General features: G+C 44.9%; 19 protein-coding genes. 14 read left to right on the top strand and 5 right to left on the bottom strand.

Annotation, left to right across the window (positions count from 1 at the left end):
- Positions 1–47 precede the first annotated feature (47 nt).
- On the bottom strand, positions 48–551 hold the full coding sequence (locus tag HMPREF2794_RS04885) for an RNA polymerase sigma factor (protein WP_008763441.1): 504 nt from the start codon (positions 549–551) through the stop codon (positions 48–50).
- Between the two features lie 242 nt (positions 552–793).
- Between HMPREF2794_RS04885 and HMPREF2794_RS04880 the strand changes: the two genes are divergently transcribed.
- The 3 genes from HMPREF2794_RS04880 to HMPREF2794_RS04870 all read left to right on the top strand — a co-directional run bounded on the left by HMPREF2794_RS04880 (position 794) and on the right by HMPREF2794_RS04870 (position 2,924).
- Positions 794–1,354: a LemA family protein gene (locus tag HMPREF2794_RS04880; protein ID WP_010537795.1), complete on the top strand. Its 561-nt coding sequence runs from the start codon at positions 794–796 to the stop codon at positions 1,352–1,354.
- Between the two features lie 14 nt (positions 1,355–1,368).
- Entirely contained in the window at positions 1,369–2,331 is a 963-nt protein-coding gene (locus tag HMPREF2794_RS04875) for a M48 family metallopeptidase (protein WP_010537794.1), read from the top strand.
- Positions 2,332–2,426: 95 nt separating this feature from the next.
- Positions 2,427–2,924: a DUF4251 domain-containing protein gene (locus HMPREF2794_RS04870; protein ID WP_022301535.1), complete on the top strand. Its 498-nt coding sequence runs from the start codon at positions 2,427–2,429 to the stop codon at positions 2,922–2,924.
- Positions 2,925–2,929: 5 nt separating this feature from the next.
- Here HMPREF2794_RS04870 and HMPREF2794_RS04865 read toward each other — a convergent pair whose 3' ends face one another.
- Entirely contained in the window at positions 2,930–3,559 is a 630-nt protein-coding gene (locus HMPREF2794_RS04865) for a trimeric intracellular cation channel family protein (protein ID WP_010537792.1), read from the bottom strand.
- Between the two features lie 82 nt (positions 3,560–3,641).
- On the opposite strand from HMPREF2794_RS04865, the gene wecB reads away from it, so the two are divergent.
- The 5 genes from wecB to HMPREF2794_RS04840 all read left to right on the top strand — a co-directional run bounded on the left by wecB (position 3,642) and on the right by HMPREF2794_RS04840 (position 11,017).
- Complete coding sequence (gene wecB, locus HMPREF2794_RS04860) at positions 3,642–4,727, top strand: non-hydrolyzing UDP-N-acetylglucosamine 2-epimerase (RefSeq protein WP_010537791.1); 1,086 nt, start codon at positions 3,642–3,644, stop codon at positions 4,725–4,727.
- A gap of 860 nt (positions 4,728–5,587) precedes the next feature.
- Positions 5,588–8,164, top strand: coding sequence for a DUF5686 and carboxypeptidase-like regulatory domain-containing protein (locus tag HMPREF2794_RS04855; protein ID WP_022301048.1), 2,577 nt, complete (start codon positions 5,588–5,590; stop codon positions 8,162–8,164).
- A gap of 4 nt (positions 8,165–8,168) precedes the next feature.
- Positions 8,169–9,440 carry a replication-associated recombination protein A gene (locus HMPREF2794_RS04850; RefSeq protein WP_022301049.1) on the top strand — a complete coding sequence of 424 codons (1,272 nt, stop codon included), beginning with the start codon at positions 8,169–8,171 and terminating at the stop codon, positions 9,438–9,440.
- Positions 9,441–9,552: 112 nt separating this feature from the next.
- The gene (locus HMPREF2794_RS04845) at positions 9,553–10,509 is read left to right on the top strand and encodes a D-2-hydroxyacid dehydrogenase (RefSeq protein WP_010537788.1); all 957 of its coding nucleotides are present in this window, start codon (positions 9,553–9,555) and stop codon (positions 10,507–10,509) included.
- 127 nt (positions 10,510–10,636) lie between these two features.
- Positions 10,637–11,017, top strand: a complete 381-nt coding sequence (locus HMPREF2794_RS04840; protein ID WP_022301050.1) for a DUF805 domain-containing protein — start codon at positions 10,637–10,639, stop codon at positions 11,015–11,017.
- Between the two features lie 172 nt (positions 11,018–11,189).
- Here HMPREF2794_RS04840 and HMPREF2794_RS04835 read toward each other — a convergent pair whose 3' ends face one another.
- The 3 genes from HMPREF2794_RS04835 to HMPREF2794_RS04825 form a co-directional block, all read right to left on the bottom strand.
- The gene (locus HMPREF2794_RS04835) at positions 11,190–12,332 is read right to left on the bottom strand and encodes a cytochrome d ubiquinol oxidase subunit II (RefSeq protein WP_010537786.1); all 1,143 of its coding nucleotides are present in this window, start codon (positions 12,330–12,332) and stop codon (positions 11,190–11,192) included.
- 161 nt (positions 12,333–12,493) lie between these two features.
- On the bottom strand, positions 12,494–14,056 hold the full coding sequence (locus HMPREF2794_RS04830; RefSeq protein WP_070751056.1) for a cytochrome ubiquinol oxidase subunit I: 1,563 nt from the start codon (positions 14,054–14,056) through the stop codon (positions 12,494–12,496).
- 20 nt (positions 14,057–14,076) lie between these two features.
- Entirely contained in the window at positions 14,077–14,313 is a 237-nt protein-coding gene (locus HMPREF2794_RS04825) for a DUF4492 domain-containing protein (RefSeq protein WP_010537784.1), read from the bottom strand.
- Positions 14,314–14,532: 219 nt separating this feature from the next.
- Between HMPREF2794_RS04825 and HMPREF2794_RS04820 the strand changes: the two genes are divergently transcribed.
- From HMPREF2794_RS04820 to HMPREF2794_RS04795, 6 genes are all read left to right on the top strand, one after another.
- Positions 14,533–15,930: a TolC family protein gene (locus tag HMPREF2794_RS04820; RefSeq protein ID WP_010537783.1), complete on the top strand. Its 1,398-nt coding sequence runs from the start codon at positions 14,533–14,535 to the stop codon at positions 15,928–15,930.
- 52 nt (positions 15,931–15,982) lie between these two features.
- A complete protein-coding gene (locus HMPREF2794_RS04815) occupies positions 15,983–17,212 on the top strand; it encodes an efflux RND transporter periplasmic adaptor subunit (protein WP_022301053.1) in 1,230 nt (409 codons plus the stop codon).
- Positions 17,213–17,218: 6 nt separating this feature from the next.
- Positions 17,219–17,962 (top strand): ABC transporter ATP-binding protein, encoded by a 744-nt coding sequence (locus HMPREF2794_RS04810; RefSeq protein WP_010537781.1) that lies wholly within the window; start codon positions 17,219–17,221, stop codon positions 17,960–17,962.
- Positions 17,963–17,997: 35 nt separating this feature from the next.
- A complete protein-coding gene (locus HMPREF2794_RS04805; protein ID WP_070751054.1) occupies positions 17,998–19,218 on the top strand; it encodes an ABC transporter permease in 1,221 nt (406 codons plus the stop codon).
- 18 nt (positions 19,219–19,236) lie between these two features.
- Positions 19,237–20,301: a sensor histidine kinase gene (locus HMPREF2794_RS04800; RefSeq protein WP_010537779.1), complete on the top strand. Its 1,065-nt coding sequence runs from the start codon at positions 19,237–19,239 to the stop codon at positions 20,299–20,301.
- Positions 20,302–20,362: 61 nt separating this feature from the next.
- Entirely contained in the window at positions 20,363–21,061 is a 699-nt protein-coding gene (locus tag HMPREF2794_RS04795; RefSeq protein WP_010537778.1) for a LytR/AlgR family response regulator transcription factor, read from the top strand.
- Positions 21,062–21,480 lie beyond the last annotated feature (419 nt).

The raw sequence follows: 21,480 nt of genomic DNA, 5'->3' as shown, positions 1-21,480 counted from the left end.
GTTGCTCCTTACCGGCATTAATTGTCTGGTTGATGTGTTATCCCAATTTATACAAAATCTTTCAATTCTTGTTGCAAACGTTGGCGTGTGAAGAATATGCGGCTCTTCACCGTTCCGAGGGGCAGGTCCAGTTTCTCTGCGATTTCACGGTATTTAAAACCGGATACGTGCATCGAGAATGGTACTTTATATTCCTTCGGCAGCGCGTTGACGATGCGGTGCATCTCTTTCAAGTCATAAGCGCCTTCCGTACTTTCAAATCCTGAGTCTTGAGGGAGATTCAAGTGATACAGATTGTCGGTCTGATCTACGAATGTCTGGTCACGTACTATTTTACGGTAGTTATTAATAAAGATGTTACGCATGATCGTATACATCCATCCTTTGAAATTTGTATCGGGAACATATTTTTCCTCGTTATCCAAGGCCTTTAATGATGTTTCTTGCAATAAATCATTTGCTTCTTCACGATTGGCAGTTAATTTATAAGCAAAACGAAGCAACTCTTCCTGAACTCCAATTAAATCTTTTCTGAAACTTAAACTTTTCATACTTTAAGGGTTTTACGGTTAATATTTCGTTTCTTTCTTGACATTTGCAAGTTTAAAGGTATTTTATGACTCAAACAGGGGGAAATTCGTCATTTCTTAGGGGGTGAAACTGTCAAATGATAGTTTTCAGGTGCTTTTTGATAGTTTTTAGGTGGTTTAGAACTATTTTTATTCTCTTCTACTTGCTTGGCAATGCAAAATAACTTACTTTTGGCTAGTATTATTAACTAAAAGATAAAGACATGGCTATACTTATTATCGTAGGAATTATCGTATTATTAGGAATCATATTTGCTTCCATGTACAACTCATTGGTGAGACTGAGAAACAACCGTGAAAATGCGTTTGCAGACATCGACGTGCAACTGAAACAACGTCACGATCTTATCCCGCAGTTAGTGGAGACTGTGAAAGGATATGCCTCACACGAAAAAGAAACGCTCGACCGGGTGATTCAGGCACGTAACGGTGCAGTCAGCGCTAAAACGATCGACGAAAAAATAGCAGCCGAGAATCAGTTATCTTCCGCTTTATCGGGATTGAAAATCACTCTGGAGGCTTATCCCGACCTGAAAGCTAACCAGAATTTCCTGCAATTGCAGGAAGAAGTATCCGATGTGGAGAATAAATTAGCCGCTGTACGCCGTTACTTTAACTCGGCAACGAAGGAATATAATAACGCCGTTCAGACATTCCCGTCCAATATCGTAGCAGGTATGGCAGGATTCCGCAGAGAAATTATGTTCGATCTGGGTACCAACGAACGTGCCAACCTGGAACAAGCGCCGAAGATCAGTTTCTAAAAAACGAAGCACACATGCAGTACGTCGGAATTCAAACACAGCAGAGCCGGAACAACCGCCGCTCTGTCTTTCTGTTATTTCTATTTCCTTGCCTGGTAGCAGCACTGCTTTATTTGGCATGCTACTTGCTGGTTGCCCTAGGACATGACGAGAGCATGGAGACAGGGATGCTGGAAATGATCAATCCTTTATTTATCAATGCCCTCCCCTACACAATGGGCATCGTACTGATCTGGTTCCTGATTGCTTTCTGGATGAATACAAGCATTATCAAAGCTGCCACAGGTGCAAAGCCGCTCGACCGCAGGGAGAACAAACGTGTCTACAATCTGGTAGAGAACCTCTGCATGGCGAACGGAATGAAGACTCCTAAAATCAACATCATTGACGACAATTCGCTGAACGCTTTTGCCAGTGGCATCAACGACCGTACTTATACCGTCACCCTCTCAAGGGGGATTATTCAGAAGTTGAACGATGAAGAACTCGAAGCGGTCATCGCCCATGAACTGACTCATATCCGCAACCGGGACGTACGCCTGCTAATTGTCTCCATTGTATTTGTCGGAATCTTCTCGATGCTGGCACAAATCACCTTCTATACTATCACGCACACGCGCATACGCAGCAATGGGAAAAATGGCGGAGGTGTCATCCTCATTATGCTGATTGCTTTAGTAATCGCTGCTGTCGGCTTCTTCTTTGCCAGCCTGATGCGTTTCGCCATTTCACGGAAACGTGAATATATGGCAGATGCCGGGTCGGCTGAAATGACAAAGAACCCGTTGGCACTGGCCAGTGCCCTGCGTAAGATTTCAGATGATCCGAATATAGAAGCTGTAAAACGCGGAGATGTGGCACAGTTATTCATTCAGAATCCCGGCAAGCAGTCAGAAAGTGCTCTCAGCGGCTTTAGCGGTCTCTTTGCCACACATCCCCCTATCGAGAAACGAATCTCCATTCTGGAACAGTTCTAGGGATTTCTGTTTAATTTTCATTAAAGAAAGCAGGGAGACTCCTTATTTTTAGTATATTTGAGTGTTATACATATATACACTAAACTATAACTGATATGAAAACAAAAAAACAAATCCTTATGCTACTGCTGGCTATGCTGGCAGGAATCCCAACTCTTTCCGCACAAACCAAGAAAGAGAAGAAGGAACAAAAGAAAGAAGCTGTCAGACAGCTGATCGTATCAGAAAACTACAAGATAGACGTCAACACAGCTATGCCCATGCGTGGACGTAATATCACTTTGAGTTCTCCATACTCGCTGGAAATCAGAAATGATTCGGTATTCTCTTACCTGCCCTACTACGGACGTGCTTATAGCGTTCCTTATGGCGGAGGAAGCGGGCTGATCTTCAATGCCCCCCTCAAAGAATATACAATGGATTTGGATAAGAAGGGAAATGCAGTTATCAAGTTCTCCGCCCGAAGTCCGGAAGATTTCTTTGAGTTCAGTGCCAAAGTATTCTCGAACGGTACTGCCAGCATTGACGTCATCATGCAGAATCGCCAGTCCATCAGTTATCGGGGAGAACTGGATACAGAGAACAAGAAGTAAAATCCTTAAGAATCACTGTCAGTCTCTTCGCTACCTTTTAATATAGGAAGGCAAATGTGGTATTTCACAGCAAGAATACGCGTGATGAACACCGCTGATCCGCCAACGAGCTGACAGACATAAGATTCCATACCTGCGGCATCGCACAGCCAGTAAGCGATGCCGCCTACTACACATGCCATCGCATAGATCTCTTTTCGAAAAATCAGAGGTATCTCATTAATGAAGACATCACGGATCACACCTCCCGCCGCACCGGTGATACTACCCATAATGATAGCCACCCAGAAGGGATAGCCCAAAGCGATACTTTTGCCCACACCGACTACCGTAAACAGTGCGAGTCCGATGGTATCGAATATAAAAAAGGTATTATTCAAACGAATCAGCCAGCGGCCAAAGCAGATTACCCAGATTAAGGCAAGTCCTGTACAGATTAAATAGATAGGGTTCGTCATCCATCCGGGAGTCACATCCAGCAGTACATCACGAATAGTACCGCCACCGATAGCGGTAGCAAGACCTACAACATAAGCTCCGAACCAGTCGAAACGCTTTGCCGAAGCTAGCCGGATACCACTAATAGCAAAGGCAAATGTGCCTATAAAATCAAGAATCTGAACGAATGTGGGCATATATTTGTTATTTTGTATGCAAAGTAACGAATAAATTCCGTAAGAAAATGTACTTTTGCTACACGAATTAGATAGAAACAATATGAAAATAACAATTGTTGCCGGGGCACGCCCCAATTTCATGAAAATAGCCCCTATCACGCGCGCTATCGAAGCCGCAAGAGGGCTGGGTAAAAGCATTTCCTACCGTTTGGTATATACAGGCAGACGGGACGATACAAGTCTGGATGCTTCCCTGTTTTCGGATCTCGACATGAAAGCTCCCGACGTTTACCTCGGAGTGGAGAGCAGTAACCCCACCAGTCTGGCAGCCGGAATCATGATCGCTTTCGAGCAGGAACTGACGGAGAATCCGGCACATGTCGTTCTGGTAGTGGACGACCTGACAGCAACCATGAGTTGTGCCATCGTAGCCAAGAAACAAGGAATCAAAGTAGCTCATCTGGTAGCCGGTACACGTTCGTTTGACATGAAGATGCCGAAGGAAGTGAACCGTATGATTACCGACGGAATATCCGACTATCTGTTTACCGCCGGCATGGTAGCCAACCGAAACCTGAATCAGACGGGTACGGAAAGCGAAAACGTTTATTACGTCGGCAACATTTTGGTAGACACTGTCCGCTTCAACCGGAACCGACTGCTTAAGCCGGTATGGTTCTCTGTTCTGGGACTTCAGGAAGGCAATTACCTCCTGCTCACCCTCAACCGACGCGTACTACTCAACAACAAAGAGAATCTGCGACAATTGATGGAAACTATGATCGAAAAAGCGGACGGTATGCCTATCGTGGCTCCCATGCACACCTATGTGCGCAATGCGGTCAAAGACCTCGGCATAGAAGCCCCGAATCTCCACATCATGCCTCCGCAGAATTATCTTTTCTTCGGATACCTGATCAACAAAGCCAAAGGAATCATTACGGACTCCGGCAATGTAGCCGAAGAAGCTACGTTCCTCGGCATCCCTTGCATTACGCTCAATACGTATGCCGAACATCCGGAAACGTGGCGCGTAGGAACGAATGAACTGGTCGGTGAAGATCCGTCCGCACTCGCTCGGGCTATGGATACGCTGATGAAAGGCGAATGGAAAAAAGGCGAACTTCCCGAACGCTGGGATGGTCGAACAGCCGAACGAATCGTACAGATTTTAACAAATAAATAACGAAGGCAATGAGTCCGGTTCATTTGTTATTGAACCGGACTCAACTGCTGATTCGCATTCATACTTAATACCTAATACTACCGGAAAGCGAATGAAAAACGGGAGGAAATTCGGTAAAAAACAATGGGGGAAATATTACTTGATTTGAAAAACTAAAAGCTCTGACCCCCCCATGGATAGGGCGCAAAAACCCAATCAAAACCAGTAGAGAAGAGAAGAGTAGAGAAGAGTATATAATTCTATTCTAAAGAAATAGAATTATTAAGAAAGAAAAGAAAGAATTTCGCCGCCGCCAATTTACTTTTTAAACAGACTAATCTGAAAAAACCGGTTGCTTTCAGATTATTTCTTTCCGTACAGAAATGAACAAAATTATAAATTGAGGATTAGGCACGGATTACACGGATTAACACGGTTGTTTTACGTAATCATAGCACTAAAACCGTGAAATCCGTGTAATCCGTGCCTAAATATATTCTTTTCTGATTCGTATGGAGCTCAAACAGTTTTTGGAGACTGCCCCTTTTAAACAGGTATGAACGAATCTCCCATGCAAGGATGAATCAAACTTCTATTAAAGTATTCTACATACAAGTTATGATGGCTCCACATACGGACCGAATTCTGTAAGCTCGGAGATGAAGGCTACTCACCACCGAGATGAAAGTAGCTCACCACCGAGGTGAAAGTAGCTCACCACCGAGGTGAAAATTACTCACCACCGAGATGAGGATGACGCAGAAATGAACAAAAATCAACGGCTGATTCGCTTAAATAACAAAAAACGATGGGTAAAAAAAGTTATATACTCTATTTTACTCAGAGTTATTTGTTAACTTTGCAGCCCTACTACGAACGTTATGATACAACGATATAATAAAATAATAATACTGCTCTTAGTCGTATTTGCAGTTTCAAATGCTTTTGCGCAGCAAATAAAGGGGGTTGTAACTGATTCAGTCACTCATGAACCACTAATGTATATCTCTGTCTACTATCAAGACAAGAGAGATATGGGTACTGTCACCAATATTGACGGAGAATATAAGCTCGACGCACGAAGAAACGGTGGAACGCTTATTTTCTCTTCCATCGGATATGTCAGCAAAACTGTCAAAGTAGGCTCCGGAAATCAGACCGTCAATGTCAAGCTCTCTCCGGACGATGTAATGCTCACTGAAGTAGTCGTAAAACCCCAGAAAGAAAAATATTCCCGAAAGAATAATCCGGCAGTTGAATTCATGAAGAAGGTAATCGAACACAAAAAAGCACAGGTGCTCGAAGTGAACGATTACTACCAGTACGACAAGTACGAGAAAATGAAGATGTCCATCAACGACCTGACACCGGAGAAACTGGAAAGAGGTATCTACAAGAAATACTCATTCCTCAAAGATCAGGTAGAAGTATCGGAGACTACCAACAAACTGATTCTCCCGATCTCCGTGCAGGAGACGGCATCACAGACCATCTTCCGGAAAGACCCTGAAAGCAAAAAGACCATCATCAAAGGAAAGAACTCCAACGGTATCGAAGAGTTTTTCTCTACGGGAGACATGCTGGGGACTGTGCTGAAGGACGTTTTTGCAGATATCAACATCTACGACGATGACATCCGGCTGCTCCAACAGCGTTTCGTAAGTCCTATCGGCAACAATGCCATTTCCTTTTATAAGTACTATCTGATGGATACGCTGATGGTAGACAAGCGCGAATGCGTACATCTGACTTTCGTACCGCAGAACTCACAGGATTTCGGATTTACAGGACATCTTTATGTGCTGAAAGATTCGACCTATGCTGTTCAGAAGTGTACGATGAACCTGCCTAAAAAGAGTGGCGTCAACTTCGTCAACCGCATGGACATCGTGCAACAGTACGAGCAACTTCCTAACGGAAACTGGGTATTGGCAGATGACGACATGACAGTAGACCTTTCATGGAGCTCCAACAAAACAGCGGGAGGACTACAGGTAGAACGAACGACTAAATACAGCAATTATAAGTTTGACCCGATAGAGCAGCGGCTGTTCCGCCTGAAAGGCCCTGTGATCAAAGAAGCCGATATGCTTTCGAAGAGTGACGAATATTGGGCGAGTGTGCGCCAAGTACCGTTGACCAAGAAGGAAAGCAATATGGATGTATTCGTCAATCGTCTGGAACAAATCCCGGGATTCAAATATATCATCTTTGGTGCGAAAGCACTGATCGAGAACTTCGTGGAAACCGGTAGTAAAGACCATAAGAGTAAAGTGGATATCGGTCCTATCAACACGATGATTTCGAGCAACTACATCGACGGAACCCGCTTCCGCCTGAGTGGTATGACTACTGCCCACTTTGACAAACACTGGTTCCTGAGCGGATACGGAGCCTACGGTCTGAAAGATGAGAAGTGGAAATATAGCGGAACGCTGACTTATTCTTTCAACAAACGGGATTATGTGGTGTGGGAATTCCCCAAACATTTCATATCTGCTACATACAGTTATGACGTAATGTCTCCGATGGACAAGTTCCTGTTTACGGACAAAGACAACATCTTCCTTTCGATAAAAACAACGACAGTAGACCAGATGTCATATATGCGCGATGCCACCATCAACTACGAACTCGAAACGCTTACGGGATTCGGAGTAAAAGCTATGCTCCGTCATCGAAACGACGAGCCTGCCGGCAAACTGGAATACCTGCGGAATGACGCTGCACAAACCCGTGTGCATGATGTGACGACTTCCGAAGCAAGTGTGACGCTGCGTTATGCTCCGGGAGAGTCTTTTGTCAACTCCAAGCAGCGCCGTGTTCCGGTATCGCTGGACGCTCCTATCTTTACACTGACTCATGCCATGGGCTTCAAAGGCGTACTGGGTGGAGAATACAACTTCAACCGCACGGAAGCAAGCATCTGGAAACGCTTCTGGCTTCCCGCTTCGTGGGGAAAGATAGACTGCAGCGTAAAAGCGGGTGCAGAATGGAATGTCGTCCCTTTCCCGTTATTGATTCTGCCGGAAGCCAACTTGTCATATATCACTCAACGTGAAACATTCTCCCTGATCAACAATATGGAGTTCCTGAACGACCGTTATGCATCCATGTCCCTTTCTTATGACATGAACGGAAAGTTGTTCAACCGCATTCCGCTGATCAAGAATCTGAAATGGAGAGAAATGTTCCGTGTCCGCGCCTTGTGGGGAACATTGACCGACAAGAACAATCCATTCAAGAGCAGCAATCCCGATCTCTTCCGCTTCCCGACACGCGACGGCAAGTTCACCAGTTTCGTGATGGACCCCAAAGTGCCGTATATCGAGGGAAGCATAGGTATCTACAACATTTTCAAGCTGCTGCACGTTGAATATGTACATCGTTTCACCTACCGTGACAACCCGGGTATCAATAAGAACGGTATTCGTTTCATGGTATTAATGGTATTCTAAAACTATGCAACCTCTAGCAGAACGGTTACGACCAAAGACATTGGATGATTATATCGGTCAGAAACATTTAGTTGGACCGGGGGCTATCCTGCGCAAGATGATTGATGCGGGACGCATTTCTTCGTTTATCCTCTGGGGACCTCCGGGGGTAGGAAAAACCACGTTGGCTCAGATTATCGCCAATAAGCTGGAAACTCCGTTTTATACGCTGAGTGCCGTGACTTCAGGAGTCAAGGACGTACGTGAAGTGATAGAACGTGCCAAGAGCAACCGCTTCTTCTCGCAATCCAGCCCGATTTTGTTTATTGATGAAATCCATCGGTTCAGCAAGTCTCAACAGGATTCTTTGCTGGGAGCAGTGGAAAATGGCACTGTGACGCTGATCGGCGCAACAACCGAGAACCCGTCATTCGAAGTAATCCGCCCTCTCCTCTCCCGTTGCCAGCTTTATGTGCTCAAGTCTTTGGAAAAGGAAGACTTACTGGAGCTTCTGCAACGCGCCATCGCTACCGATACGGTACTGAAAGAGCGGAAGATCGAACTCAAAGAAACGACAGCAATGCTGCGCTTCTCCGGTGGAGACGCCCGCAAATTGCTCAATATACTCGAACTTGTAGTAGAATCGGACACGGAAGAAACGGTGGTCATCACTGACGACATGGTAACCGAACGTCTGCAACAGAATCCGCTGGCTTATGATAAGGATGGAGAAATGCACTACGACATCATTTCTGCTTTTATCAAGTCCATTCGCGGCAGTGATCCCGATGGCGCTATTTACTGGCTCGCCCGTATGGTAGAAGGTGGTGAAGATCCTGCTTTCATTGCACGAAGACTCGTAATCTCTGCTGCCGAAGATATAGGACTGGCCAATCCGAATGCCCTGCTACTGGCTAATGCCTGTTTTGAGACTCTAATGAAAATCGGTTGGCCCGAAGGACGTATCCCTTTGGCAGAAACAACCATTTATCTGGCAACAAGTCCTAAAAGCAACTCGGCATACAGTGCCATCAACGATGCATTAGAGCTAGTGCGTTCTACCGGAAACTTACCCGTTCCCCTGCATTTGCGTAATGCTCCCACCAAACTGATGAAGCAACTGGGATACGGACAAGAATATAAGTACGCCCACAGCTATGAAGGTAATTTTGTGAAACAGCAATTCTTACCGGACGAACTGAAAGAAAAACGAATCTGGCAACCACAGAATAATGCTGCGGAACAAAAGCATGCAGAACGGATGCAGCAGCTATGGGGAGAAAGATTCAAAAAATAAGCCATAAATTAGCTGTTACACCACATGAATGAACTATTAATTTATGAGAGGATATGCTAATAGCTAATGCAAATAAGACAATAAGCAACTTATAATAACTAGTTAAATTGAAATGAAAATAGTAGTTTTAGACGGCTTTGCCGCCAATCCCGGTGATTTATCATGGGAAGGTTTGAAAGCTCTCGGAGAATGTACCATTTATGATCGTACTGCTCCCGAAGAAGTATTGGAACGCGCAGCCGGAGCTGAAGTGATTCTGACGAATAAAGTAATCATCAACGCCGATCACATGGCTGCTCTGCCCGAGCTGAAATATATCGGTGTACTCGCTACGGGATATAACGTAGTGGATACGGCAGCAGCAAAAGAGCGTGGCATCATTGTCACCAACATCCCCGCATACAGCACAGCTTCTGTTGCACAAATGGTATTTGCGCATATTCTCAATATCTGCCAGCAAGTACAGCACCACTCGGAAGAAGTGCATAAAGGCCGCTGGGCAAACAACAAGGATTTCTGCTTCTGGGATACTCCGCTGATAGAGCTGAGAGACAAAAAAATCGGTCTCGTCGGATTGGGAAATACAGGATATACGACTGCTCGCGTTGCCATCGGCTTCGGCATGCAGGTATATGCTTTGACTTCAAAGTCTCACTTCCAGTTGCCGCCGGAAATCAAGAAAATGGATTTGGATCAGTTGTTCAGCGAGTGTGATATCATTAGCCTGCACTGCCCGCTCACTCCGGAAACTCATGAATTGGTGAATGCACGCCGCCTTGCTCTAATGAAGCCGAATGCTATCTTGATCAATACAGGTCGTGGCCCATTGGTTAACGAACAAGACCTTGCAGATGCACTGAACAGTGGCAAGATTTATGCTGCCGGAGTAGATGTACTTTCTTCGGAACCTCCTCGTGCCGACAATCCGTTGCTGACTGCAAAGAACTGCTACATTACTCCGCATATCGCGTGGGCAAGCACAGAAGCTCGTGAACGTCTGATGAATATTGCCATTAGCAATCTACAGGCTTATATCTCCGGAACACCGGAAAATGTAGTGAATAAGTAAAAGACTATATATTTGAATAATACGGAAAAGGCTGTTTCTTTTTTATTTTGAAACAGCCTTTATACTCTAACTCATCTTACCATTCCTTAAAAGGAAATTAAATCTTATACTAATAAACCTCACGAATATGTTCGAATTAAAGTTTAACCTGAAAGGCACAATTAATAGAAAAGAGTTTCTGCTATCCATGATTCTGTCAATTATAAATTTCATTGTATGTCTGGCAATATCCATGATCGATCTATTTATACACTTTGGAGGCGATTACAAACCGGGAACAACACCTTCATTAAGTTTTTGGGGAGGAATCATTCTGTTTATAACTACAGTTATGATTCTCATAACATTATGGTATTTTCTTGCACAATGTATGAAAAGATTGCGTGATATTTCGTTATCCGGTCTGTGGCTATTGGTATTAGTCGTTCCAATAGCGAATATCTTCCTGTTAGTATATTTATTATTTGCCAAGAGTACTGACAATACCCCAAAAGACATCTCTGCTTGAAACACGATAGATGAGTTACATAAAAAAAAGCTATTACAGAGGATGTTATAATTAAAAGAACTCCCCTCATGTAAGTCAACTCCATATCATAGAAATTGCCTTATATAAGGGGAATTTCCGGTAAATCCCAATAAAATATTCAATCGGTTATTCCATTTAGGAAAAGTTATATTCAATAAGAATGTCCTCCTTCATCCATCTCCTTCTCCGTAATCTTATGACGGTCGATACTACGCCATGCATAGAATATGTAAGCTATCACGAACGGAACAAGAATAGAGACATAAGCCATGGTCTTCAGCGTAAATTCACTCGAACAGCTGTTAGCCAATGTCAGCGAACTTTGCAAGTCCGTATATGAAGGATAATAAGCAGTGTTATTATATCCGGCTACGAGTAACAAAGCCAAGACTGTCAGCACCGTACCTATCCCTGCAAACCAAATTCCTTTGTCGAAAGTCTTTTTCAGAACCGTCTTACCGATTCCAAAAAGTACCAATACTACACCTGTCAGGAAGATGATCAGAACTACCGGCATTTCTATAAAGTTGATAAAGTACTTATAAGGTTGCATATACACTTCCAGCGTATCCGGATTGACAGCAAAACCGTCAGAAACCAATGTACGGATTACAAATGCCAAAAAGAATACAAGGAAGAAAATAGTATTATTCAATACTGCACGACGGCATTTATCGGTCAGTTCCTTATCCGCTATACTATTAATGAAATAGAGCGAACCCAACACACGTGCCAAAAAGAATACAGCCAGTCCGAGAATAACATTCCAGATATTAGTCAACGCGTCCAGTCCGTGCCATCCATTTCCCCAATGACTGATAACCGGCATAATCGTATCCGTCATATTCGCCTTATTGATATAGAAATCAGAACCGGTGAAGAAAGTAGCGACTGCTCCACCCAGCAACAGAGGTCCCACTACCCCATTAATTACCAAGAAAGTCTGATAGGTCTTTTTACCCAGCAAATTCCCTGCCTTGCTCTGGAACTCGTAACTCACAGCCTGCAACACAAAACTGAAAAGAATAATCATCCAAAGCCAGTAAGCCCCACCGAAACTGGTACTGTAAAACAACGGGAACGAAGCAAAGAAAGCACCTCCAAACGTTACCAGCGTAGTAAACGTAAATTCCCACTTACGCCCGGTAGAGTTCACCATCATCTTACGATGTTCCTCCGTCTTACCCAAACAGAACAACAAAGAATTTCCTCCCTGCACAAATAATAAAAACACAAGTATGGCCCCCAGCAAGGAAACGACCAGCCACCAATATTGTTGTAGAAATATATACATAATATGTAAGTATTAAGTTTTAAGTATTAAGTATTAGCTCAAGTAATAAGCAATATATAGTATCAAGTAATAAGTAATAGATAATAAGTAACAACGTCAACCACGATGACAAATCAGCCAGCAGCTACGATTAATACTTAATACTTATTACTTAATACCTGTTACCTATTACTTACCTCTTCTTCCGGTCCTTTCTTAATCGCCTTCACCATAATCCCGATTTCCGCAATCAACATCACGGTAAACAAGATCAGGAAGATAAAGAAAGTAGCCTGAACGGAGCCTACATCCAATTTAGAGATAGCCGCCGTCGTAGGAAGCATATCACGGATAGCCCAAGGCTGGCGACCGCATTCGGCAACCACCCAACCTGCCTGTCCGGCGATGTAAGCCAAAGGAATAGTCAGCAAAGCAATCCAATGCATCCAGCGCATCTTACTCAAGTCTTTCTTATATACAAAGAAAAGCACAACGATAAAGAATAAGATAAAATATCCGCCCAAGATCACCATTACACGGAAAGCGTAAAAGTTCAGAGGAACATTCGGAACCAACTGATTAACATCTTTAATATATCCGTATCCGAAGTATGGCATATTTTCCTGCAACACTTTATAGGCAACCGCGGCATCTTCTTCGTGTCCTGCACTCTTTGCCGCACGATAAGCTGCCAATGCACCGATAGCGGTCTTACCCCGCTCTATTTTTTCGGCTGCCGACAGGGCAGTCGTGCCGTCTTTCAGCTGATAGCCACCTTCGATAATATTCGTAATTCCCGGAACGTAACCATCCACATCCCGTTCGGCAAGGAACGAAAGCATGCTGGGTATCTCAATCCGGAACAGGAAAGGGTCTTTACCATCATTGTAAGTCTCTTTTTCGGGATTCAGCATTCCGATTCCCACCAGACCTACCTTGGTACCTCCTTCATAAAGTCCTTCTACAGCCGCCAGTTTCATCGGTTGTGTCTGTGCAATCTGATAGCCGGAACCATCGCCCGTCCACACTGCCAGCAACGAAGCGACCAGTCCGAAAATAGCACCGATCTTTATACTGGCAAGTGCAAACTCACGGTTACGTTTCTTCAACAGGAACCAACAGCTGATACCTACAACAAACACACCGCCAAGCACCCATCCGGACAACACCGTATGGAAAAACTTATTGACCGCCACAGGCGAAGTTGCCACCGCCCAGAAATCTACCATTTCATTACGCACCGTATCAGGATTGAACTCCATGCCTACCGGATGTTGCATCCATGCATTCGCAACGAGAATCCACCAAGCGGAAATGGTAGCTCCCAAGCCTGTCAGCCAAGTAGAAGCAAGGTGAAAGCGTTTGCTTACCTTATCCCATCCGAAGAACATGACCGCAATAAACGTAGCTTCCATAAAGAACGCCAGAATACCTTCGATAGCAAGCGGCGCACCGAAAATATCCCCCACAAACCAAGAATAATTACTCCAGTTCGTACCAAACTCAAACTCCAGAATCAGCCCCGTTGCCACACCGATGGCGAAGTTAATACCGAAAAGTTTCATCCAAAACTTGGCAGTCCGCTTCCAGAATTCATTGCCTGTTTTATAATACAGCGTCTCCATTATTCCCATCACCACAGCCAGTCCGAGGGTGAGCGGAACGAAAATCCAGTGGTACATGGCTGTCATCGCAAATTGGGCTCTCGACCAATCGACCAGCGAGGTGTCAATACTTTCAATCATAATCTTATGTAGTTTAAGAGTTAAAAATCAGTAGTTTTCTCCGGAAGGGCACGCTGTATCAGCTCATTTCCCACATACGTTCCCTTGTCGGCATCCGTGGGATGGTCACCGAGAAAGTCGGGAAAGAAGAAAATTTTGAGGATGAAGAACATAATGAATAATTTCACTAAGATAATAAGCCACAAGGTACGACCTAATGTCATACTACGGAAACCTTCCAGATAAAAGTTCCAGATCGTAAGTAGTGTATTCTTCATAAGCGGACTCTATAATTTGTAATGAGTACAAATATACAATTTTTATAATTAAAACAAACAAGTAAGGCAAAATGTTGCGCGATTTGTATGTTTTTTCTCAGAAAACCTGCCTATCGACAGAAAAAAAACATTTAACGGCGAAAAAGCGCCATCTGTCTATCACTTTTGCAGCTAATATAAGATGTACGTACCTTCGTTCCAGTAAATCAATAGAAATATATGAATATGATAAATGTAAGAAGATTGACAGTGATAGCATTTCTTGGAGCGGGGTTGCTGCCCGGTATATCCGCCCAAGAATCTTCTGTGCAGGACAATGTCCGGAGTGAGGTGAATCTCCCCGCTCAATGGGATTTACAGTCGTGCATCGACTATGCGTTGCAACAGAACATTACGATCCGTAAAAACCGGGTCAATGCGGAAAGTACACAGATTGACGTGAAGACGGCAAAAGCTGCCTTGTTCCCCAGTCTGTCATTCTCCACAAGCCAGAATATGGTGAACCGTCCGTATCAGGAATCGAGCAAAACAGTCAGCGGCAGTGAAGTGATCGAGACAACCAGCAAGACCAGTTACAATGGCAATTACGGTCTGAATGCTTCGTGGACCATTTACAATGGCAGCAAGCGACTGAACACCATCAAGCAGGAAAGGCTGAACAATCAGGTCGCAAATCTGGATGTAGAAACATCAGAGAATAGTATTCAGGAATCTATTGCCCAGATTTATATACAGATTCTTTATGCAGCCGAATCTGTCAAGGTCAACGAAAACACGCTGCAAGTTTCCATTGCGCAGCGTGATCGCGGACAGGAACTTCTGAATGCCGGAAGCATTGCTAAAAGTGATTTTGCACAGTTGGAAGCTCAGGTCAGCACCGACCGTTATCAATTAGTAACAGCGCAAGCCACTCTTCAGGACTACAAATTACAACTAAAACAATTGCTCGAACTCGATGGGGAGAATGAAATGAACATCTATCTCCCCGTCCTGTCCGACGAGAATGTACTGTTGCCGTTGCCTGCTAAAAAAGATGTATATATGAGTGCGCTCACTCTTCGTCCCGAGATTGAAGCGAGCAAGATTAATGTGGAAGCATCGGAACTGGGTATCGACATCGCCAAAGCGGGCTACCTTCCCACCATCAGCCTTAGCGCCGGAATCGGGACCAACCATACCAGCGGCAGCGACTTCACCTTTGGAGAACAGGTAAAGAACGGATGGAACAACTCCATCGGTGTCTCCGTCAGCGTTCCTATATTTAATAACCGGCAGACTAAGAGTGCCGTACAGAAGGCTAAATTACAGCGTGAGACGAGCCTGCTGTCGCTACTTGACGAACAGAAAACGCTGTATAAAACGATCGAAGGACTTTGGCTGGATGCAAACAGCGCACAACAGCGTTATGCGGCAGCGAATGAGAAACTGAAAAGTACGCAGATCAGCTACGACCTGATCAGCGAACAGTTCGACTTGGGTATGAAGAACACAGTAGAGCTGTTAACGGAAAAGAACAACCTGCTGCAAGCACAGCAGGAGCAGCTTCAGGCTAAATATATGGCGATACTGAATACCCAGTTGCTCAAATTCTATCAGGGGGACAAACTGGCACTATAAGCCTTCTTCCTTATAAAAAGCAGAATATAAATAAGTAAAAACAAAATATAGAATGAAAACGAAAAAGATTATCCTGATCGCTGTGGCAGTTGCCGTAGTAGCAGGCGGAGGAATCTGGTTCTTTACAGGTTCTCCGGCAAAGCACAAGGTGACTTATGCCAGCGCTACTGTCAGTAAAGGCGATATCTCCAATTCGGTGACTGCAACCGGAACAATCGAACCGGTGACAGAAGTAGAAGTCGGTACGCAGGTATCCGGTATCATTGACCAGATTTATGTAGATTATAATTCGGTAGTAACCAAAGGACAGCTGATTGCTGAAATGGACCGTATCACTCTACAGAGTGAACTGGCTTCTCAACAGGCAACTTACGATGGTGCCAAAGCCGAATACGAGTATCAGAAAAAGAACTACGAACGCAGCAAAGGATTGCACGATAAATCGTTGATCAGCGATACTGACTACGAACAGGCTCTCTATAATTATCAGAAAGCCATGAGTGCTTTCGACAGCAGCAAAGCGTCTTTGGCTAAAGCAGAACGGAACCTGTCTTATGCTACTATTACTTCACCGATTGACGGGGTAGTCATCAGCCGTGATGTAGAAGCCGGACAGACGGTAGCTTCCGGGTTCGAAACTCCTACCCTCTTTACCATTGCAGCCGACCTGACTCAAATGCAAGTAGTGGCAGACGTGGATGAAGCGGATATAGGCGGTATCGAAGAAGGCCAACGCGCCAGCTTTACTGTCGATGCTTATCCGAACGATGTGTTCAGCGGAGTCGTGACACAGATTCGTCTGGGAGACGCAAGCAGTAGCAGCAGTACAAGTTCAAGCACCAGCACGGTAGTCACTTACGAAGTGGTGATCTCTGCTCCGAATCCGGACTTGAAACTGAAACCGCGTCTGACAGCTAACGTCACAATCTATATTCTCGATAAAAAAGATGTATTGTCTGTTCCCAGCAGAGCATTACGTTTCACTCCCGAAGAACCGTTGATCGGCAAAAACGACATTGTGAAAGACTGCGAAGGTGAGCATAAGGTATGGACACGCGAAGGAACCACCTTCACGGCTCATCCGGTAGAAATCGGAATCAGCAACGGTGTTTCTACAGAAATCATCAGCGGCGTTGCCGAAGGAACCAAAGTTGTAACGGAAGCTACCATAGGCGCCATGCCGGGCGAAAATGCAGAGGCTGAGCAAAATCAGGGAAGCGGAGAAAGAAGTCCGTTCATGCCGGGCCCTCCGGGAAACAATAAAAAGAAAAGCAACAAGTAGCCGAGTATGAAAAAAGTAATTGAACTTCAAAATATCAAACGAGACTTTCAGGTGGGAGAAGAAACCGTCCATGCGTTACGGGGCGTTTCATTCACCATCAACGAAGGCGAGTATGTGACCATTATGGGTACTTCCGGCTCGGGAAAGTCCACGCTGCTCAACACATTGGGCTGCCTGGACACTCCTACCAGCGGAGAATATCTGCTCGATGGCATCTCTGTACGTACGATGAGCAAGCCTCAACGTGCCGTACTGAGAAACCGGAAAATCGGCTTCGTCTTCCAGAGCTACAACCTGCTCCCAAAAACGACGGCTGTAGAAAACGTTGAGTTGCCGCTGATGTATAATTCATCAGTGAGCGCTGCCGAACGTCGCCGGCGTGCCATCGAAGCGTTGCAGGCTGTGGGGCTGGGCGACCGGCTGGAACATAAATCCAACCAGATGTCCGGCGGACAGATGCAGCGTGTAGCCATCGCCCGTGCACTGGTCAACAATCCTGCGGTAATCCTTGCCGACGAAGCAACCGGAAACCTTGACACACGTACATCTTTCGAGATACTTGTCCTGTTCCAGAAACTTCATGCAGAAGGACGTACCATTATATTCGTAACGCACAATCCTGAAATCGCGCAATATAGCAGCCGGAATATCCGCCTGCGCGACGGACATGTCATTGAAGATACTGTCAATTCACATATTCTGTCCGCAGCCGAAGCACTGGCCGCATTGCCCAAGAGCGACGAGGATTGAAAATAAAAGTATTAAGTAATAAGCAACAATAGTTTATGAATGGAACCAACTTATTTAAGATAGCTCTCCGGGCATTGGCAAACAACAAGCTACGCGCTTTCCTCACCATGCTTGGTATCATTATCGGTGTCGCTTCCGTCATCACGATGCTCGCTATCGGTCAGGGATCGAAACGAAGCATCCAGCAACAGATATCGGAGATGGGATCGAACATGATCATGATCCATCCGGGAGCCGACAGACGGGGTGGTGTCCGGCAAGACCCTTCGGCCATGCAGACGTTGAAGCTGACCGATTATGAAGCCTTGCGTGATGAGACCAATTTCCTGTCTGCCATCAGCCCCAACGTTTCTTCATCGGGACAGCTCATTGCGGGTAACAACAACTACCCGTCATCTGTCAGCGGTGTCGGACTGGAGTATCTGGAAATCCGCCAGCTGAGCGTAGAAACCGGAGACATGTTTACAGAAGCCGACATACAGAGTTCGGCTAAGGTCTGCGTGATCGGTAAGACGATTGTGGACAACCTCTTTCCGGATGGAGGCGACCCGATAGGGAAAATTATCCGTTTCAATAAAATACCGTTTCGGGTAGTAGGCGTACTCAAAGCAAAGGGATACAACTCTATGGGACAGGACCAGGACAATATCGTACTGGCTCCTTATACCACCGTTATGAAACGCTTACTTGCCGTCACCTATCTTCAGGGTGTCTTTGCTTCTGCCCTCACCGAAGACATGACGGAGTATGCTACGGATGAAATCACGGAAATCCTGCGGCGCAACCATAAACTGAAAGCCTCGGACGAAGACGATTTCACCATCCGTACGCAACAGGAGTTGAGCACGATGCTAAACTCTACCACTGATCTGATGACAACCCTGCTCGCCTGCATTGCCGGAATTTCTCTGGTGGTAGGTGGTATCGGTATCATGAATATCATGTACGTATCCGTCACCGAACGTACCCGCGAAATCGGTCTGCGTATGTCCGTCGGCGCACGTGGCGTTGATATTCTGAGTCAGTTCCTCATCGAGGCGATCATGATCAGCATCACGGGAGGTCTTATCGGAGTCGTCATCGGCTGCGGTGCCAGCTGGATAGTAAAGAGTGTGGCACACTGGCCTATCTTCATCCAGCCTTGGAGTGTCTTCCTTTCTTTTGCCGTCTGTACTGTCACCGGAGTCTTCTTCGGATGGTATCCTGCAAAGAAAGCTGCAGATTTAGACCCGATAGAGGCTATCAGATACGAATAAAAAACTATCTTTGTCTTTATGAAACAAACCCTTACATCCGCACGTCGTCCCCTGGAAGCACTGATACATGTGATCGGCTGGGGGATTATGTTCGGTTTTCCGTTCTTCTTCGTAGAGCGCGAAAACGGAAACATCAACTGGATGGCATACGTACGTCATTCTGCCGTACCGCTGTCCTTTATGATCGTGTTCTACGTCAATTATTTCCTGCTGGTTCCCCGGTATCTTTTCCAGAGCCAGAACAAGAGGTATATTACCTACAATATTCTCCTGTTGTGTGCCATCGGTCTGATGCTGCATCTTTGGCGGAGTCTGACATTCGACCCTTCCTTTGTTCCCAAGCACCGGTCGGGAGTTCCTCCGGGATGGCTGTTCTTTGTCAGAGATATGCTGAGCCTCGTTTTCACCATCGGACTGAGTGCCGCAATACGTATGAGTGCCCGATGGACGCAAGCGGAAGCAGCCCGCAAGGAGGCAGAACGGAGTCGTTCGGAAGCAGAGCTGAAGAATCTGCGGAACCAACTGAATCCGCATTTTCTGCTCAACACATTGAACAATATCTATGCATTAATTGCTTTCGATACGGACAAAGCACAACAGGCTGTGCAGGAACTAAGTAAGCTGCTCCGTTATGTACTGTATGATAATCAGCAGACTTATGTCCCTCTGGGCAAGGAGACTGACTTTATCCGCAACTATATCGAACTGATGCGCATCCGTCTGTCCGCCAATGTACAGATGACAACGCAGATCGACATCCAGCCGGACAGTCAGACGCTTATCGCACCGCTGATCTTTATCTCCTTGATCGAAAATGCTTTCAAGCACGGTATATCGCCTACGGAACGGAGTTTCATCCATATCCATCTTGCAGAAAATGACACGGAAGTGATCTGCGAAATAAGTAACAGCAATCACCCCAAAAACATAACGGACAAGAGCGGTTCGGGTATAGGACTGGAACAGGTGAGCCGACGACTGGAGATTCTTTATCCCGGCCAATATACTTGGCAGAAAGGAATTTCGGAAGACGGCAAGGAGTACAAATCGAGATTGAGTATCCGTGTGAGAGACAGGTATTAAATATTAAGTATTGGATGCTGAATAAGAAACATCAGATTTAAGCAATAAAATAGAGAGAATTATGATATTACGTTGTGCCATTGTAGATGATGAGCCCTTGGCTCTTGGCCTATTAGAAAGTTATGTAAACAAGACACCGTTTCTGCAACTTACAGGAAAGTATTCCAGTGCGGTGCAGGCAATGAAGGAGTTACCGGGCGAAGAGGTCGATCTTCTTTTCCTTGACATTCAGATGCCGGAACTTAACGGACTGGAGTTCTCGAAGATGGTAGATCCCCGCACGCGTATCGTATTTACGACCGCATTCGGTCAGTATGCAATCGACGGGTATCGCGTCAATGCACTCGATTATCTGCTGAAACCTATCTCGTATGTCGATTTCCTGCAAGCGGCAAATAAAGCCCTGCAATGGTTTGAACTGGTGCAGAAACCGGAAGAGATAGACAGTATCTTTGTAAAAAGTGACTACAAGCTGGTGCAAGTAGAACTGAAAAAGATCATGTATATCGAAGGATTGAAAGACTACATCAAAATCTATACAGAAGAGGATGCCAAACCTATCTTGTCACTTATGAGCATGAAGGCTATGGAAGAGCTTTTGCCTTCAAGCCGATTCATCCGTGTACATCGCTCATTCATTGTTCAGAAGGACAAAATACGGGTGATCGACCGTGGCCGTATTGTCTTTGACAAAACGTATATCCCCATTAGTGATAGCTACAAACAGGTTTTCCAGGCTTTTTTGGACGAAAGAAGTTGATGAATGCCAAATTTATCGACAAAAAAGTGAATTTTGTCGATTATAGTTTGTCAGAAATCGGTTTTATATGTAACTTTGCAACGAACAGAAAGGGATTGTGAAATTCCAAGAATAGAATAGTTTAGTTAAGTCTAGTTTAGTTTTTGTGTTGAGTGCTTCCTCGTCGGCGGACGAACAAGGAAGCACTTTTTTATTTCTATATTTATAGAACATAGTGGACTATAGCACTAAATCAAAGAAAAATTATATAAAAATTGATTACATATAAAGTACTTTTATATTCTATTATCTCTTAATATACTCCTTTCTGCGATCAAAGACCTGCCTCTGTTTGTTTATAGATAATATACATCAGTAATAAATAAACAAACAATCAAATTAAAAAGGATCAATCCGAAACCCCGGTTGTTTTCAGTTTG

Source organism: Bacteroides sp. HMSC067B03 (assembly GCF_001811315.1).
GTDB classification, from domain to species: Bacteria; Bacteroidota; Bacteroidia; order Bacteroidales; family Bacteroidaceae; genus Bacteroides; species Bacteroides faecis.
The sequence above is the reverse complement of the archived record's forward strand: the minus strand, read 5'-3'. Positions and strand labels throughout refer to the sequence as shown.